Source organism: Croceitalea sp. W27 (assembly GCF_055693185.1).
The window spans coordinates 1,975,409-1,990,226 of the sequence record NZ_CM146327.1 but is presented as its reverse complement, the minus strand read 5'-3'; the positions used below and the strand labels follow the sequence as shown (position 1 = coordinate 1,990,226).

Here is a 14,818-nt window from a genome sequence, read left to right as displayed (position 1 = left end):
CATGATTAGATTTTCTAACCTTGATCGAAAAGAAATTATTCAAGAACTTTCTACTCAAACTTATGATTTGGTTGTAATCGGCGGTGGAATAACAGGAGGGGGAATCGCCTTGGATGCAGCATCTAGGGGAATGAAAGTAGCTTTGGTAGAAAAGGGAGATTTTACTTCTGGTACCAGCAGTAAGTCGACCAAATTGATACATGGAGGTTTACGTTATCTAAAACAGTTCGATTTTTGGTTGGTAAAAGAGGTGGGTTCGGAGCGCGCCATTGTGCATAAATTGGCCCCACATTTGGTATTGCCCGAGAAAATGCTTCTACCCCTAATCGATGGTGGATCTTACGGTAAGTGGTTGACGTCTATTGGGCTCAAAGTCTATGATATTTTGGCTCAGGTGACGGGAGATGATAAAAGGCAAATGCTTGAAAAGAAAGAGGCCTTAAAACTAGAACCTCTTTTGCCTAAAAAGATTCTAAACGGTGCAGGTTATTATGCCGAGTACCGCACCGATGATGCAAGATTGACAATCGAAAATATTAAAACAAGCCTTAATTACGGTGCAAAGGCCTTAAACTATGCTGAAGTTGAGAATTTTATCTATGAAGATGAAAAAGTAGCCGGAGTACAGGTTATGGATGTGGCCACAGGCACACAGTTCAATATCAAGTCGAAATATGTAATAAGTGCCGCTGGCCCTTGGGTTGATGAGTTACGAAGTACTAACAATTCTAAAAAAGGAAAGCGCTTACATTTGACAAAAGGGGTACATCTGGTATTTCCTTTTGAAAAACTTCCAGTAAAACAATCCGTGTATTTCGATATTCCCGATGGTAGAATGATGTTTGCCATCCCTAGAGGAAAAATCACCTATGTTGGTACCACCGATACAAACTTTAATTTGGATAAGGACAATGTTAAAACAGATATCGCGGACGCCATTTATTTGATTTCGGCCGTGAATAATATGTTTCCGGATATCGAATTAGAATTGGATGATATCATTTCGTCATGGGCAGGTCTTAGGCCATTAATTCATGAAGAAGGTAAATCGGCTTCAGAGTTATCTCGTAAAGACGAGATCTTTACTTCAGATACTGGATTAGTGAGTATTGCAGGAGGAAAGCTTACAGGGTATCGTAAGATGGCCGAGCGTGTGGTAAATCGTATTTCGAAAAAAATGGAAGAAGAATATGATTTAGATTTCAAGGAATGTACTACGGATAAAATTCCGCTGTGTGGAAGTCAATTCAAAAAATTCAAACATGTTAAAAAGTATATCGAGGAAGTCTTTTCAAAAATAGAGCCCGATGGCTTTGTGCACTATGATGCTTGGTATCTCGTGACTAATTATGGAAAGCAGACCGAAGAAATACTTGAAGCGTATAAAACCTTCAAAAATAGTGATGCTGGGTTGCGGATGCTACGTGCAGAATTAAAATTTGGTATCGAAAATGAAATGGTTCTCAATCCTATGGATTTCTTTATTCGTAGAACCGGGCGTTTATATTTTGATATAGACAGTATTAGAACCTATATGGAACCTGTACTGGCAGATTTTAAAAAATCATATGACTACGATGATGCTGAAATTCTAAAGTTTAAGGAAAAGTTGGAAGAAGAGCTGGATTCCCACTCTAATTTCTCCCTAGAAAGGGCTTAATCAATTTTATCAGTTAACTTTTTAAAGACTTTTTTTGGGTTTTTATTTTCATACAGAATATCGTAAACCGCATTAATTATAGGAGTTTTACTTTTTTTCTTGTGCTTTTGATTAAGTAGATGTGCACTTTTGCTAGCGTAGTACCCTTCGGCAACCATATTCATTTCCATTTGGGCACTTTTTACAGTATAGCCCTTGCCGATCATATTACCGAACATACGATTACGGCTAAAAGTGGAATATCCGGTAACCAATAAATCTCCTAGATATGCAGAATTATTAATGTTTCGTTTCATTTTATGCACACGGTCAATGAAACGTTTCATTTCACGAATTGCATTGCTCATCAAAACACTTTGAAAATTGTCTCCATAGCCTAAGCCATGGGCAATACCAGCTGCAATTGCATAGATATTTTTTAGCATGGCGGCATATTCGGTACCAATAATGTCGTCTGATATTTTGGTCTTTATATAATGGCTTTGCAAATGAGAGGCGAGCAGTTTTGCTTTTTTTTCATCGGCACTGGCGATTGTAAGATAAGACAAACGTTCTAGAGCTACTTCTTCTGCATGGCAGGGTCCGGTAATGACACCAATATTTTCAAAAGGAATATTATAGTGGTCATGAAAGTGCTCTCCAACAATTAATCCGGTTTCTGGCACTATTCCCTTAATAGCCGAGAAAACAATTTTATTCTCGAGAGATACGGTCAGTTTTTTCAGTTCCGTCTCTAAAAAGGCCGATGGAATGGCAAAAACAAGTACTTCTGAGGCTGCTACGGCTTCATCTATTACATCGGTCAGCGTAATTCTTTCATTGTGTAGTTCCACAGAACTTAAATAATTGGGGTTATGCCCCTCTTTTCTGATATGTGCTATAGCATAGATACTTCGCATATACCAATGCACATCATCAGAATTTTCCGTTAACATTTTTACGATAGCTGTGGCCCAGCTACCACCCCCTAAAACTGTAATCTTCAAATGGAATGTATTAACATCGATTAAAGAGTTAAAGGTAGGTAAATCAAAAAGAATTCATATTAAGCATTGATTTTCAAATAGTTATGTTTTTTGGCATGATGCTTGAAATCGTATTATCAAATCATTAAAACCAAAAGATATGGGAACAAAAAAACTACTATTCGGATTATTAGGGATCGGACTTTTGGCAAGCTCTTGCTATACAGAAGTTATTTTAGATGATACTATAATTGTAGAGTCTGCTTTTAATACAGATCAGGCATTGCAGTCTTATGACTTATGGTATGTAGATATTAATGCAACTGAGGGCAATGGAGAAGTACCATTTTTGCAACGTGCATTCACCATTTCTTTTGATAGGGGCATTATTTATGCAAATAATAATATTGTTGGTATAGGCAAGACGGGTAATGGGCTTGGTATTGATGTTGGTTCATATTCAACATTAAGCGGAGTGGTAGATATTGACCATGATGTAGATGGTTTATGGGCGCTAGAGGTTTTTGCCGTAAACAATTCGACTTTAGAACTTTATGATGCACGCTCCAATACATCGTACTTTTTAAACGGGTATCGACGTAATAATTTTGATTACGACAGGGTGTTTTATGAAAATATAAACTTGTTTCTGCAAGAATATGGCGCATGGGAGAAAACTTTTACAAGTGAAGTTGGTGCAATAAATGAATTTGATGATGAAAATTACTTGCAGTTCTTTTCAGATAATGGAGGGTATTTTAGATCTTCAATAGACGCATCTAATACTCCTTTGCAGAATCTTCAGTGGGATTATGAGGGAGACTATGAAGTTTTTGATACCAATGATGAAACTTTAAAAACTTTAACACTCGATTATGACTTTTTGGGCAATGATTATTTTGAGTTGTACGTTATTGATGATAGTACAATTGAACTGTACCACGTTGCCAGTGAAACGGTTTATGAATTTGGAGGCAGAGGGTTTATTCAGTTCTTAAAATCAGATAGTAAAACAGGTAAAAAGCGTGTAAAATCTTCAAATAAAAAGATGAATGTAACGCGAAAACGTAAAATGTAAGGAATATAAATAGTCTACGACTATTAGAACAAGTTTTTTGGTTGGTTATTTAGTTAGGAACCGCTCCGAAGTGTCTAAGACTCGGGGCGGTTCTTTTTTTAAATAAGTTTTCCTAAATTCTGATGGATTCTCACCAGTGACTTTTTTGAAACTTCGATTAAAATACGAAAGGCTTTCAAAACCACATTCAAAACATGCTTCGGTCACATTTTTACCTTTTAAAAGTAATCGCTTTACCTGGCTTATGCGATATTGATTTAAAAACGCAATAAATGTACTTCCGGTAGCTTTTTTAAAATATCGACAGAACGCAGGTTTGGTCAAATTACATAGCGAAGCTACTTCTTCAAGTAAGATTTTAGACTGGTATTGTTCGTCAATAAAACCATAGATTTTACGGATTCTTTCTTGTTCTTTGCTACTATACTTATTAACAAATGGGGTTTTATGCAACAATTCAAATTCGTTGCTGCCGGCTAATAATTTTAAAAGATTCATAATGGTCATAAAGTAATCAAAAGGCTCAAGGGAGTGTAAGGTTTTCATGAGTTCTCCCACCTTCTTTTTAGTGGTTCCAAAGAATGCAATTCCATACTTAGACAGTTCCAGTAGCCTATCAATTTGGTGCAACTCTGGCAAACTGTCTAGTATCTTATCCCTAAAATTAGATTTAAAGTGTAGAACTTCTTTGCGATAGGTCGTTGTTACTCCGTGATCAAAGTTGAGGTGTGGTATATTGGCGCCGATTAAGACTAGGTCACTTTCGCTGTATTCTGATATGTGATTTCCTACATGTCTTTTTGCACTAGCTCCTTCAATATAAACAAGCTCAAGCTCTGGGTGAAAATGCCAATAAAATAAATGATTCAATTTAGGATTGTGCAAAAGTCTGAAGGGACTTTTAGCATCTGGGGAGATGGTTTCCAATTGAATTTTCATAAATGCCTTTTTATTAGATATAGCACAAAATTGTCATTAAAAATAAGTAATGATATTCAAAAAGTTAAAATAGTACAAATTTATGTCAATATTAGCATCAAATTGTAATGGTCACTCTACTACATTTGAACCAGTAAAACAAAACTTACGACTATGAAGAATGCTGAAAAATTAGAAATGGCAAATAAGGTGCATAAAGAGATTCCCGGAAATCCTTCTACGGCCACCACTAGTAAAAAAAGTTTAAATAAACGCTTTAATAAAGAAGCATTAAGAGTACTCTCTGAAGATGATTGGAGTTTTTGGATTCATAATGGATATATCGTTATTAAAAATGCGGTATCTAAAGAAAAAGCAAAGGCAACTGCAGATTTTCTTTGGGAATTTGACGAGAAAAATCCTAATGATCCTAGCACTTGGTACGCACCACCTCGAGCAGAAATGCAAATGAAGGAGTTAACGGGAACAGGAATGGTAGAGGTATACAATCATCAATATTTATGGAACAATAGGCAGACCCAAAGGGTATATGATGCATTTGTAGATATTTGGGGTACTGAAAAACTATGGGTCACTATTGATCGAGCAAACTTGAATTTTCCACAACGGCCTGGAGACAACAAAAAAGGATTTATCCATTGGGATTACGACCCTGAGACCAGACCGCAAAACGTTCAAGGTGTTCTCGCACTGGCCGATCAGACAGATGAGGATATGGGAGGTTTTCAATGTATCCCATGGCTATATAGAAATTATGATACCTGGAAGTTGACACAACCTGAAGACCGAAATCATTTTCAACCAAGTTTGGATGGTATAGAAGACAAGATTGTAAAGGTTAAAATGAATGCTAGAGATTTGTTGATTTTTAATAGCACAGAGCCCCACGGTATTAGACCTAACAAATCAAAGGATAAAGTGCGTATTGCTCAATATATTTCAATGATGCCTGCGGAAGAAGACAATGAGGCGTTACGCAATTGGCGTATTAATTCTTGGAAAAACAGAATTGCTCCAGAAGGCTATGCTTTTCCAGGCGACCCGAGAAATTGGGAGCAAACAAAATACGAAACTGCTAAATTAAGTCAGTTAGGAGAGAGGTTACTAGGATTAAAAACCTGGTAGTTTAGCAAATTCTTAAAAATTTGATTTTCTGATGCTTACTTAAGGAATAGTGTTATTTTTGCGCGCTTCAAACAGTACCCATGAAAAAGTACCTGAACCTATTCGATTTTAAACAAAAAGTAGATTACAAGACTGAAATCCTTTCAGGACTAACAGTTGCACTGGCTCTAGTTCCAGAAGCTATTGCTTTTGCACTTATTCCTGGATTTTCTCCATTAACAGGACTTTATGCCGCTTTTATTTTGGCGTTGGTGACCTCGATTTTAGGCGGTAGGCCAGGAATGATATCTGGTGCAACAGGGGCGGTAGCAGTTATTTTTGTTGGGCTAATTTTAGAATTAAAAAAAACTTTTCCAGGAATAGAACCAGAAACGATTTTGAACTATGTTTTTGCTACCGTTATTATTGCGGGAGCATTTCAGATTCTTGCTGGAATACTTCGATTAGGTAAGTTTATTCGTTTAGTACCGCATCCCGTGATGTTCGGATTTGTAAACGGTTTGGCCATTATCATCTTTATGGCCCAGTTTCCTAATTTTTATCAAAAAGGAACAGATGAACTGCTATCAGGTTCTTCGTTATATATTATGCTTGGCTTAACCCTATTGACCATGTTAATTATTTGGGGTTTACCAAAATTGACAAAAGCAGTACCATCTTCGTTAGTGGCCATTGTTATTGTTTCGGCAATAGTTTTAGGTTTTGGTGTAGACACGCTTACCGTTGCAGATACGATGCGTGAAGGAGAGACTATAAAAGGAGGATTTCCCCCGCTTTCCATTCCCCAGATACCGTTTACTTGGGAGACTTTTATGATTATTTTACCTTATGCAGGTATCGTAGCTGGTGTTGGCCTTATCGAAAGTTTACTGACCTTAAATATTATAGATGAAATCACCGAAACACGCGGCCGAGGTAATAAAGAGTGTGTTGCACAGGGAACGGCGAATATCCTTTCAGGGTTTTTATCCGGTATGGGTGGCTGTGCCATGATTGGGCAGAGTTTGATCAATACCTCTTCTGGTGCAAGGGCAAGACTATCTGGAATAACGGCAGCGGTAATGCTTCTAGTATTTATTATGTTTGGCAGTAGCCTTATTGAGCGCTTACCTATGGCAGCATTGGTAGGTCTAATGTTTATGGTGGCTATCGGAACTTTTGAATGGGCGAGTTTTAAGACCTTTCGTAAAATGCCCAATTCTGATGTTATTGTTATGATTTTGGTCACTTTAATAACTGCAATTACCCATAACCTTGCGGTTGCGGTTTTATTGGGGGTTATCATTTCGGCATTGGCCTATTCATGGGAGAATGCAAAACGCATTCGTGCCAGAAAACATGTTGATGAAGATGGTATAAAACATTATGAAATCTACGGCCCTTTATTTTTTGGATCCACCACCTTATTTGCCGAAAAGTTCGATATTCAAAACGACCCCGATGAGGTTATAATTGATTTCCAAGAAAGCCGTGTAGCTGATATGTCGGGTATTGAAGCATTAAATAAAATTACCGAGCGTTATGCAAATGCAGGTAAAAAAGTGCATTTAAGGCATTTGAGTAAAGACTGTGTGCGTTTGTTAAAAAATGCGGAAGACATTATAGAGGTCAACCTTATGGAAGATCCGACCTATAAAGTGGTTGCCGATAAAATTGTGACCAAATCAGAGGCCGACACCAATAATCCTTTTAAACTATGGGGATTATAACTTTCTAAGAAAACAAGCGATATAGCCCAAAAACAATTAGGCATAAGAGAAGGAGTGAAACTAGCCCCATTTTTATATTGTAGGCTTTATCTCTTTTAGCTTGAGCAATTATTTTATCCCGAATTTTTTGTTGCTCAAAAGGAGTGAGTTCTTTAAATCTAAGCTTAGTTTCGCCTGCATATCCTATATAGTCTTTTCGTAGTTCTTTAAAACTTTTCCTTTTTTTTAATAATGATCGGTTGTATTTAACAACTAACATTGGTTGACTAGCTGAACCCATAATCTTCTGCTTTTATTATGGGTAGTGAAAAAAGTGGTTTTGTTACAAGAGAAGATATTAATCCACTTTGGTTTTTCCTAAAAATACATTCACTTTTGGGTTTTGCGGATTGCCGTTGGCCCTTCGCATGGTAACGATTTGCCCCGTATGATGAATACAGTCAGACAGCATTCCATTAAGCATATTCCAATATGGAAAATCGGTTTGTTTGCCACCTCGCTCGAAAGTCACCTTAAAATCGGAAACTTCATTGGCGTTTTTGCCTTTAACAAGATTACTCGCTGCCTCCAGATTCTCCAAGGTTTTTTTTCGTAATTCTTCAAAAGAATAGCTACTAAAATCTTTGGGGCGGATACTTGGTTCTCCTTTTGGGGCTTCTAAAATCATTTCAGACATACCATAAATATGCTGTAAAGTTTCTAGAATAGTTCTTCCCTCCTTAGAAGCTTTATAGTCTAAATCTGCTTTTGTAAGGTCTTTTGTGGCCCAGTGAAATCGATACCCTAGACCATCAATCATTCTACCTATAACATTTCCGGTGGTGTAATCTGATGGCGCTTCGGGAATTTGTTCATATGGAACCTTCATATCTTGGGCTTCTAAATGATAAACTGATACAAGAACTACGATTAAAAATAATCTTTTCATATTTAGTTTTAATAATTTTACTGCCTACTGCCTACTGCCTACTGCCTACTGCCTACTGCCTACTGCCTACTGCCTACTGCCTACTGCCTACTGCCTACTGCCTACTGCCTACTGCCTACTGCCTACTGCCTACTGCCTACTGCCTACTGCCTACTGCCTCAAACTCCAAATTTCATAGAGCGGATCACCCTTACTGCTAAAACCAGAATGGTGCCAATCCCCTTCCTTTAATTCAAAATCAAATTGTAAACTAGCACCAACTCTAGAATCGTCCTTCGAAAAGAATTTAATATTCTCGGTGTATTTGCCATTAACGGTGGTGTAAGTGCCGCCACCAGTACCCATAAACTGCTTTGTTTCGGTATTGTATGCAATCCATTGAAAGCGAGTGCCAGAAAGTATTTTCATGGTTTTACGTGGTCTATTGGTATCCCTACTTTGAAACTCCCCATTACGTTTACGGCCAGACATTAACCAAGCTCCGGCAAGTGCACCTGGGCCACCACTATCTATGCGTTTTAGTTTAATATTATCACCTTTCAAGTGTAATGAATTAGCGGTGAGTTCTATCTCATAAGACTTGGTCTTGCCAATTCTATCAGGATTTTGGGAATCAAATTCAATTGTTTGGGAAATGGAATTACCATCAGTAGACCAACTCCCTCCAAATGTTGCCATAAAAGCACCTGTTTTAGTATTATACGCTGAGGCAACATGATGATTCTTAGAAAAAATAAATACAATTTTAAAGCCTTTTGTGATTGAATCGGTCTTTGCGGATTTCTCTGCTTCCCAAGCACCGATGAGAGACTGAGACTGCAGTGCACAAAACGAAAACAGTATGAATACTATTGAGAAAAAGGTTTTCATTTGGAGTTGCTTTTAATTAAAAATGCTGTTAAGCCAACCTTTTGGCAGCATAACAGCATTTAAATTAGGTAAAAAAGTTTTATAAAGTACGCAGATACTCGGCAACATCACGAGCTTCATCTTCACTTAAATTTTGATTGAGCATTATTGCGTTGTTATATTCTTTTAATAAGGCCTTTGCAATAGGATCTTCTTTTAACATGCCATCAGGGTTTAAAATCATGTTCATTACCCATTCTGGGCTCCGACGTTCGTACACTCCTTTCATAGCGGGCCCAATCATTCTGCCTTCTATCATATGGCAAGCTACACAGATGGCATTGAATTTGGCTTCTCCTCGAGCCGCCATTTCTGTATCGATATCAGCGGCAAAGTCCACATTTTTAATAGGCCCAACACCTTTGTTATCTAAATCTACCGGTACCCCGGCATTTTCCTCTTTTTTATCTGCAGATTTCGTTCGGCTTACCTCAAATCCGTCTTTCTTTTCTTCTTTCTTTCCGCCACAACTTGCTATAAAAGCTCCTAAGGCAATGAACAGAATTACTTTTTTCATCTTGCTTTTTGTTTAATCGTTACGTTGATTAGAGCCACTAATATAAGTCAAACTTTGCCCCTTAACAAAAGCAACTTTCTTTTTGTAACAATAAGCTACAACGAGTTTAAAAATTCTACTCCCCGCTTTTCGGCATAGCTAATATTTTTTCTTCCCCAAAAGCCTACATGTCCTCCAAAGTCAGGTACTTCTAGAAATAAATGGGAATTTTCAAGTGCTTCTTTATAGGGGTAGCATGCTTCACCCAAAAAAGAATCGTTCTTGGCATTTAAAATGAGACTGGGTATTTTAATGTTAGGTAAAAATTGTTGGCAACTACATTTTTCGTAATAGTCTAGCGCATCTACAAATCCGTGTGCTTTACTGGTATAGACATCATCAAAATCTTTTAAGGTAGTTATCGATTTAATATCGGTTTCTGATATTTTTTGAGGGAACAATTGCTTTTTTTCATGCAGTTTGGCCAGTAAGTGTTTTTTAAACCGTTGCGAGTAAATCGCATTTTTTGATTTTAACAATTCATCACTCGCACTTTTTAAACTGCATGGTACAGATACACCGACCGCACCTTTTAGTTGCGGTGGAATTTTATTGACCTCACCTAAATATTTAAGCAAAAGGTTGCCGCCGAGGCTATAGCCCATAAGAAAAATGGACTCGTAAAATTTTGTCTTTAACACATGCTGAATTACTTCTATCAAATCATCTGAAGCGCCAGAATGGTAGGTCCGGTATAATCGATTTTGTTCTCCACTGCATCCTCTTAAATTTATGGCACAAGCATCAAAACCGTTTTGATTGAATCTTTTCGCACTCCCCGTGATGTAATGACGTTGCGCGTTACCTTCAAGACCATGTATTAAAATAACTACTTTGTTCGTGTTTGACTTACTTTCACTCCAGTCTAAATCTAAAAAATCTCCATCGGCGAGTTCGATGCGCTCGCGTTTTTGTACCAGACCGTGAACCTTTCTAAAAACCCCGGAGTATATAGTAGAGAAATGACCATTTCTAAACGGAAATGGAGGTTTATAGTTAGAGGGAACTAAAGGCATTAGTACAATATATTATGTATTGGTTTTGTTTTTTCGGGAAGACTTTCCTCATCTAGCATGTCCCTTAAATCAATTTCTATGGTTTTGCAAAGTGCTGTCATAGGAACGTCATTAATACGGCCTTCAAAAGGATCTTCACTATTACTGCCTACTTTTTCCATGGTTGTAAAAATCCAAGAAATCAAAACTGAGAAGAAAATCATTAATACCATGTGCCACCAATTATTTCCTTGTTCCAAGGCTATCAGTTGAGACTCAAAAACATTCAATAGTCCAAAAGGAACCAAAAGCACAAAAATCCATGTAAAAACAGTGCTAAAATAGGCATATTGCCTAGGAAAAGGAGTGTTTTTAATGCGCTCGCACTTTCCCTGTAAGTTGTACATTTCTTCCAGATTATTATGAAAAACCTGTTTGTCAAACTCGGTTATTTTTTTTTCGGCCAACAACTGCTTTAGGTGAAGACCTTGATTTTTTATTAAATGGGTGGCCACATTTTTTCTTTCCTCCAAATCTGCTACTTCTTTTGGGTCAAGTAAGAGTTCAAAACCATTGCAGACAGGATTTCGCTCTCCATGCCTGTCGAACATACGTTCTACGGCACGATTTTCTTTTTTAGAAAAACTGTTGGGTTGGCGCAGTTGAATACGCAAGGCGTTGATCCATGCAATATGCCTGTAGATCAACGTTACCTGTGCGGCACGGTCATTTTCAACAAAACTCAAAACATTGTTCGCCCACGTGCGGGAGTAGTTCACGATACCGCCCCATATTTTACGCCCTTCCCAAAAACGATCATAACTTTGGCTGTTTTTAAAACCAATATAGAAAGCAACAGCAATTCCTATGACCGATAATGGCTGAAAGGGAATATCTATATGCTTCCATTCTAAGATGTGATAGAACGAAAAAATGACCCCGGCATATATGATAAAAAACAAGAGATTTTTCCAAGCAAAGCGCATGATTATGCCCCAGCTTATATTTCTTTTAATGTACATGGTTTGTGAATTGGTAGTTTAAAGCTCCAATTTACAAAAAGAACGGTCCAATTATTACTCTTTAGGAAAACGGTTTAAAAGTTTACCTTGCTCCTCAATTACCTCTTTAAATTCCGTTTTGAGATTACCAATTAGTTCAGCAACCGGAATTGTATTTTCTATAGTAGTTACCCCTTGCCCTGCGGACCAGATAGTTTTCCAGGCTTTGGCTTCGGTATCCAATTCTTTTCCAAAATCGATTTTGGTGTCTTTCTTTAAATCTTCTTCTGTAAGCCCTGCAGCTTTTAAGCTTGCAGCTAAAAAGTTGGCATGCACACCAGATATGGCCGCGGTATAGGTGACGTCACTGGCCCCTGCTGCTATAATCATATCTTTGTATTCTTGTGGTGCCTTGCTCTCATTGGCATTGATAAAGCGGGTGCCCATATATGCGAGATCTGCACCCATTTGCATTGCTGAAGCAATATCACGACCTGTAGATATACAACCTGAAAGTAAAATGGTCTTATCAAAGAATTTTTTAACCTCTGCGACTAAGCTCATCGGGTTTATGGTGCCTGCATGGCCACCTGCCCCGGCCGCGACCAATATTAAACCATCGACTCCCGCGCCAGCGGCTTTTTCTGCGTGGCGTTTTTTGATTACATCATGAAAAACCAATCCGCCATAACTATGTATGGCATCGATTACCATAGAAACAGCTCCTAGAGAGGTTATTACTAAAGGGACTTTGTGTTTTATACACAGTTTTACATCGGCCTCTAATCGTGGATTAGTAGGGTGAACAATAAGGTTTACCCCAAATGGAGCTGGTTTTTTACCCGTTTCCTCTTCGAATTTTTTTAATTCAGCTTTAATTTCAATAAGCCATTCTTCAAAACCTTCGCTGGTACGTTGGTTTAATGCCGGAAAAGTACCTACAATACCGTTTTTGCAACATTCGATTACCAGTTTAGGTCCGGAAATCAAGAACATAGGTGCGGCTACAGCTGGTAATGACAAATCGTTAATAAAGGAAGCTTTTTGACTCATTGTTATTAATTTAGATATATTCAAATCTAACGTATTTTTGTCAATTGTTATGCGTGCATAATAAACTTAACTTTGACGCTACGAATGGAAGCAAAAGTTAAGAATCAATAGTTAGAACAGAAAAGTTTAGTCTCTTGATTCTACTAGCGTAGCGGTCTAACATCTTAAATCTATGTTTTTAAAGGAATTTGAAATTCGTTGGAGTGATATTGATGCCAATCGGCATTTGGCCAATGCGGCTTACTTAAACTATACGGGGCATACTAGAATGTCGCATTTGGCGCAGTTGGGCTTTAACCAGAAAACAATGGCGAAGCACCAAATTGGCCCAGTGGTCTTCTATGAACATATCTATTATTTTAAAGAGGTCTTTATTGGTAAACCCATTAAAGTTTCTTCAGAATTAAAGGGTATGAGCGAGGATGGGATGTTCTTTGAGTTTCATCATGATTTCTACGATACGGACGGCAAAAATTTTGCCCATTCTGAAATGATGGGCGCTTGGATAGATCTTAAGGCCCGAAAACTGACCATTTTGCCCGATGAGTTTATGACAGCAGTTGATTTAATAGAACGGGCAGAAGACTTTAAATATTTAACCAAAGAAGATACCCGAAAGTTCGCCAGAACTCCTAAGGATTTGACTTAGACCTCTTGCTCGCCAAATACACGCCCAACAAGACCAAAGCTGCTGCACCGATTTTAACCGCTGTTAAGCTATCCTTTCCTGTAAGTAAAGCGAACAAAATTCCGAATAAGGGCTGTAAATAGATAAAAGCCCCTATAGTCGAAGCTTTAAGTTGTGTCATGGCAAAAATGTTAAAAAGATAGGTCATAAAGGTGGTACAAATGATGACAAAGGCTATCGTGCCATATGCCCAGAGCGGCATAGTACTCCACTTAATTTCAAGGACCTGGGGTAAACCGATAGGAATGTTAATAACAACCGCAATAAGAAAAAGCCATCGCATTAATGTGAAAGGGTGGTATTTTGCCAAAAGTGTTTTTGCAACGATTAGATAGCCTCCATAAGCTGTTGCGTTTACAATGAACAGTATATTACCAAAAGGAATATTAGGTGCATCTTGCCTTAGCTCGGCACCAAAAAGAACCAAGGCCAGGGCTCCAATAAAACCTAGGGCAATACCAAGACCTTTATTAAGGGTAATACGTTCTTTGAGGTACAATGCGGATAGTACAATTACAACGATAGGACTTATCGTCATTAAAACCGAACTGTTTATTGGGGTCGAGAGCTCAAGACCTTTAAAATAGGCCAGCATATTTACAACCATTCCCAATAACGAGGCCAAAACTATTCTGCCCCAATCTTTACGATCAATCTTTTCTTTTGGGCCTAAAAATGAAATGCTCCAAAAAAGAGCTGCAACCCCAATGACCCTAAGCAGAATAAATCCGAAGGGTTTAATATGGTCGGGCATTACCCCTTTAGCCACAGTGTGATTAATAGCATAGATGGTCGTCGCTGCAAGTGCCGCTAAAAAAGCAAGCGTACGTTTGCTCATTTATGTAAGGCTTCTTTAGCTGCTTCAACCTGCTTTTTAGCATTACCGATGAATATTTGGTTGTCAACAACGACCACCGGACGTTTTAGAAAAGTATAGTGTTCTAAAATAAGATTCTTGTAATCTTCTTCGCCCAATTCTTGGTTGTTCAGACCTCTTTGACGAAATAACATTGCCCTACGACTGAACAAAACCTCATAACTCTCGGTTAAAGCTCGCATTTCTTGTAGTTCATCTGGAGTCACACCTTTTGACTTTATCTCTCTTAGCTCAACACCATCAAGCGGTTCTAATTCTTTTAGGATTTTTTGACAGGTTTTGCAGGTTTCTAGATGGAATATTTTTTTCATTCAATATGTTATTTGGAATTGCAA

16 protein-coding genes are annotated in these 14,818 nt (G+C 37.9%); 5 read left to right on the top strand and 11 right to left on the bottom strand.

Annotation, left to right across the window (positions count from 1 at the left end; translation table 11 throughout):
• Position 1: 1 nt before the first annotated feature.
• Positions 2-1,660 carry a glycerol-3-phosphate dehydrogenase/oxidase gene (locus tag ACZ1GR_RS08985; RefSeq protein WP_472608665.1) on the top strand — a complete coding sequence of 553 codons (1,659 nt, stop codon included), beginning with the start codon at positions 2-4 and terminating at the stop codon, positions 1,658-1,660.
• Here ACZ1GR_RS08985 and ACZ1GR_RS08980 read toward each other — a convergent pair.
• Positions 1,657-2,646 carry an NAD(P)H-dependent glycerol-3-phosphate dehydrogenase gene (locus ACZ1GR_RS08980; protein WP_472608664.1) on the bottom strand — a complete coding sequence of 330 codons (990 nt, stop codon included), beginning with the start codon at positions 2,644-2,646 and terminating at the stop codon, positions 1,657-1,659. The two genes, ACZ1GR_RS08985 and ACZ1GR_RS08980, sit on opposite strands and share 4 nt — an antisense overlap.
• A 139-nt stretch (positions 2,647-2,785) precedes the next feature.
• Between ACZ1GR_RS08980 and ACZ1GR_RS08975 the strand changes: the two genes are divergently transcribed.
• Complete coding sequence (locus ACZ1GR_RS08975) at positions 2,786-3,703, top strand: nicotinic acid mononucleotide adenyltransferase (protein ID WP_472608663.1); 918 nt, start codon at positions 2,786-2,788, stop codon at positions 3,701-3,703.
• Positions 3,704-3,748: 45 nt separating this feature from the next.
• Here ACZ1GR_RS08975 and ACZ1GR_RS08970 read toward each other — a convergent pair whose 3' ends face one another.
• Positions 3,749-4,642 carry an AraC family transcriptional regulator gene (locus tag ACZ1GR_RS08970; protein ID WP_472608662.1) on the bottom strand — a complete coding sequence of 298 codons (894 nt, stop codon included), beginning with the start codon at positions 4,640-4,642 and terminating at the stop codon, positions 3,749-3,751.
• Between the two features lie 153 nt (positions 4,643-4,795).
• Here ACZ1GR_RS08970 and ACZ1GR_RS08965 point away from each other — a divergent pair, with 153 nt between their 5' ends.
• Entirely contained in the window at positions 4,796-5,767 is a 972-nt protein-coding gene (locus ACZ1GR_RS08965) for a phytanoyl-CoA dioxygenase family protein (protein WP_472608661.1), read from the top strand.
• 80 nt (positions 5,768-5,847) lie between these two features.
• Entirely contained in the window at positions 5,848-7,476 is a 1,629-nt protein-coding gene (locus ACZ1GR_RS08960) for a SulP family inorganic anion transporter (protein ID WP_472611786.1), read from the top strand.
• A gap of 4 nt (positions 7,477-7,480) precedes the next feature.
• On the opposite strand, the gene ACZ1GR_RS08955 is transcribed toward ACZ1GR_RS08960, so the two are convergent.
• The 7 genes from ACZ1GR_RS08955 to ACZ1GR_RS08925 all read right to left on the bottom strand — a co-directional run bounded on the left by ACZ1GR_RS08955 (position 7,481) and on the right by ACZ1GR_RS08925 (position 12,918).
• Positions 7,481-7,756: a hypothetical protein gene (locus tag ACZ1GR_RS08955; RefSeq protein WP_472611785.1), complete on the bottom strand. Its 276-nt coding sequence runs from the start codon at positions 7,754-7,756 to the stop codon at positions 7,481-7,483.
• A 57-nt stretch (positions 7,757-7,813) separates the two neighbouring features.
• Positions 7,814-8,404, bottom strand: a complete 591-nt coding sequence (locus ACZ1GR_RS08950) for a DinB family protein (protein WP_472611784.1) — start codon at positions 8,402-8,404, stop codon at positions 7,814-7,816.
• Positions 8,405-8,554: 150 nt separating this feature from the next.
• The gene (locus tag ACZ1GR_RS08945) at positions 8,555-9,274 is read right to left on the bottom strand and encodes a membrane or secreted protein (RefSeq protein WP_472611783.1); all 720 of its coding nucleotides are present in this window, start codon (positions 9,272-9,274) and stop codon (positions 8,555-8,557) included.
• Positions 9,275-9,353: 79 nt separating this feature from the next.
• Positions 9,354-9,830: a c-type cytochrome gene (locus tag ACZ1GR_RS08940; protein ID WP_472611782.1), complete on the bottom strand. Its 477-nt coding sequence runs from the start codon at positions 9,828-9,830 to the stop codon at positions 9,354-9,356.
• A 95-nt stretch (positions 9,831-9,925) separates the two neighbouring features.
• Positions 9,926-10,885, bottom strand: coding sequence for a YheT family hydrolase (locus ACZ1GR_RS08935; protein ID WP_472611781.1), 960 nt, complete (start codon positions 10,883-10,885; stop codon positions 9,926-9,928).
• Positions 10,885-11,886, bottom strand: coding sequence for a bestrophin family protein (locus ACZ1GR_RS08930; protein ID WP_472611780.1), 1,002 nt, complete (start codon positions 11,884-11,886; stop codon positions 10,885-10,887). Before ACZ1GR_RS08930 ends, ACZ1GR_RS08935 begins: the two co-directional genes overlap by 1 nt.
• Positions 11,887-11,940: 54 nt before the next feature.
• Entirely contained in the window at positions 11,941-12,918 is a 978-nt protein-coding gene (locus tag ACZ1GR_RS08925; RefSeq protein WP_472611779.1) for an NAD(P)H-dependent flavin oxidoreductase, read from the bottom strand.
• 172 nt (positions 12,919-13,090) lie between these two features.
• Between ACZ1GR_RS08925 and ACZ1GR_RS08920 the strand changes: the two genes are divergently transcribed.
• Positions 13,091-13,567, top strand: a complete 477-nt coding sequence (locus ACZ1GR_RS08920; protein ID WP_472611778.1) for an acyl-CoA thioesterase — start codon at positions 13,091-13,093, stop codon at positions 13,565-13,567.
• Here ACZ1GR_RS08920 and ACZ1GR_RS08915 read toward each other — a convergent pair.
• Both ACZ1GR_RS08915 and ACZ1GR_RS08910 read right to left on the bottom strand, forming a co-directional pair.
• Positions 13,551-14,444, bottom strand: coding sequence for a DMT family transporter (locus ACZ1GR_RS08915; protein ID WP_472611777.1), 894 nt, complete (start codon positions 14,442-14,444; stop codon positions 13,551-13,553). The two genes, ACZ1GR_RS08920 and ACZ1GR_RS08915, sit on opposite strands and share 17 nt — an antisense overlap.
• Positions 14,441-14,794 (bottom strand): arsenate reductase family protein, encoded by a 354-nt coding sequence (locus tag ACZ1GR_RS08910; RefSeq protein ID WP_472611776.1) that lies wholly within the window; start codon positions 14,792-14,794, stop codon positions 14,441-14,443. Before ACZ1GR_RS08910 ends, ACZ1GR_RS08915 begins: the two co-directional genes overlap by 4 nt.
• Between the last annotated feature and the right edge of the window lie 24 nt (positions 14,795-14,818).

Coding starts and splice junctions, on each gene's coding strand:
- ACZ1GR_RS08985 (WP_472608665.1), top strand. CDS start 2: ATGATTAGATTTTCTAACCTTGATCGAAAAGAAATTATTCAAGAACTT.
- ACZ1GR_RS08965 (WP_472608661.1), top strand. CDS start 4,796: ATGAAGAATGCTGAAAAATTAGAAATGGCAAATAAGGTGCATAAAGAG.
- ACZ1GR_RS08930 (WP_472611780.1), bottom strand. CDS start 11,886: ATGTACATTAAAAGAAATATAAGCTGGGGCATAATCATGCGCTTTGCT.
- ACZ1GR_RS08920 (WP_472611778.1), top strand. CDS start 13,091: ATGTTTTTAAAGGAATTTGAAATTCGTTGGAGTGATATTGATGCCAAT.
- ACZ1GR_RS08950 (WP_472611784.1), bottom strand. CDS start 8,404: ATGAAAAGATTATTTTTAATCGTAGTTCTTGTATCAGTTTATCATTTA.
- ACZ1GR_RS08975 (WP_472608663.1), top strand. CDS start 2,786: ATGGGAACAAAAAAACTACTATTCGGATTATTAGGGATCGGACTTTTG.
- ACZ1GR_RS08940 (WP_472611782.1), bottom strand. CDS start 9,830: ATGAAAAAAGTAATTCTGTTCATTGCCTTAGGAGCTTTTATAGCAAGT.
- ACZ1GR_RS08945 (WP_472611783.1), bottom strand. CDS start 9,274: ATGAAAACCTTTTTCTCAATAGTATTCATACTGTTTTCGTTTTGTGCA.
- ACZ1GR_RS08925 (WP_472611779.1), bottom strand. CDS start 12,918: ATGAGTCAAAAAGCTTCCTTTATTAACGATTTGTCATTACCAGCTGTA.
- ACZ1GR_RS08960 (WP_472611786.1), top strand. CDS start 5,848: ATGAAAAAGTACCTGAACCTATTCGATTTTAAACAAAAAGTAGATTAC.
- ACZ1GR_RS08915 (WP_472611777.1), bottom strand. CDS start 14,444: ATGAGCAAACGTACGCTTGCTTTTTTAGCGGCACTTGCAGCGACGACC.
- ACZ1GR_RS08955 (WP_472611785.1), bottom strand. CDS start 7,756: ATGGGTTCAGCTAGTCAACCAATGTTAGTTGTTAAATACAACCGATCA.
- ACZ1GR_RS08910 (WP_472611776.1), bottom strand. CDS start 14,794: ATGAAAAAAATATTCCATCTAGAAACCTGCAAAACCTGTCAAAAAATC.
- ACZ1GR_RS08935 (WP_472611781.1), bottom strand. CDS start 10,885: ATGCCTTTAGTTCCCTCTAACTATAAACCTCCATTTCCGTTTAGAAAT.
- ACZ1GR_RS08970 (WP_472608662.1), bottom strand. CDS start 4,642: ATGAAAATTCAATTGGAAACCATCTCCCCAGATGCTAAAAGTCCCTTC.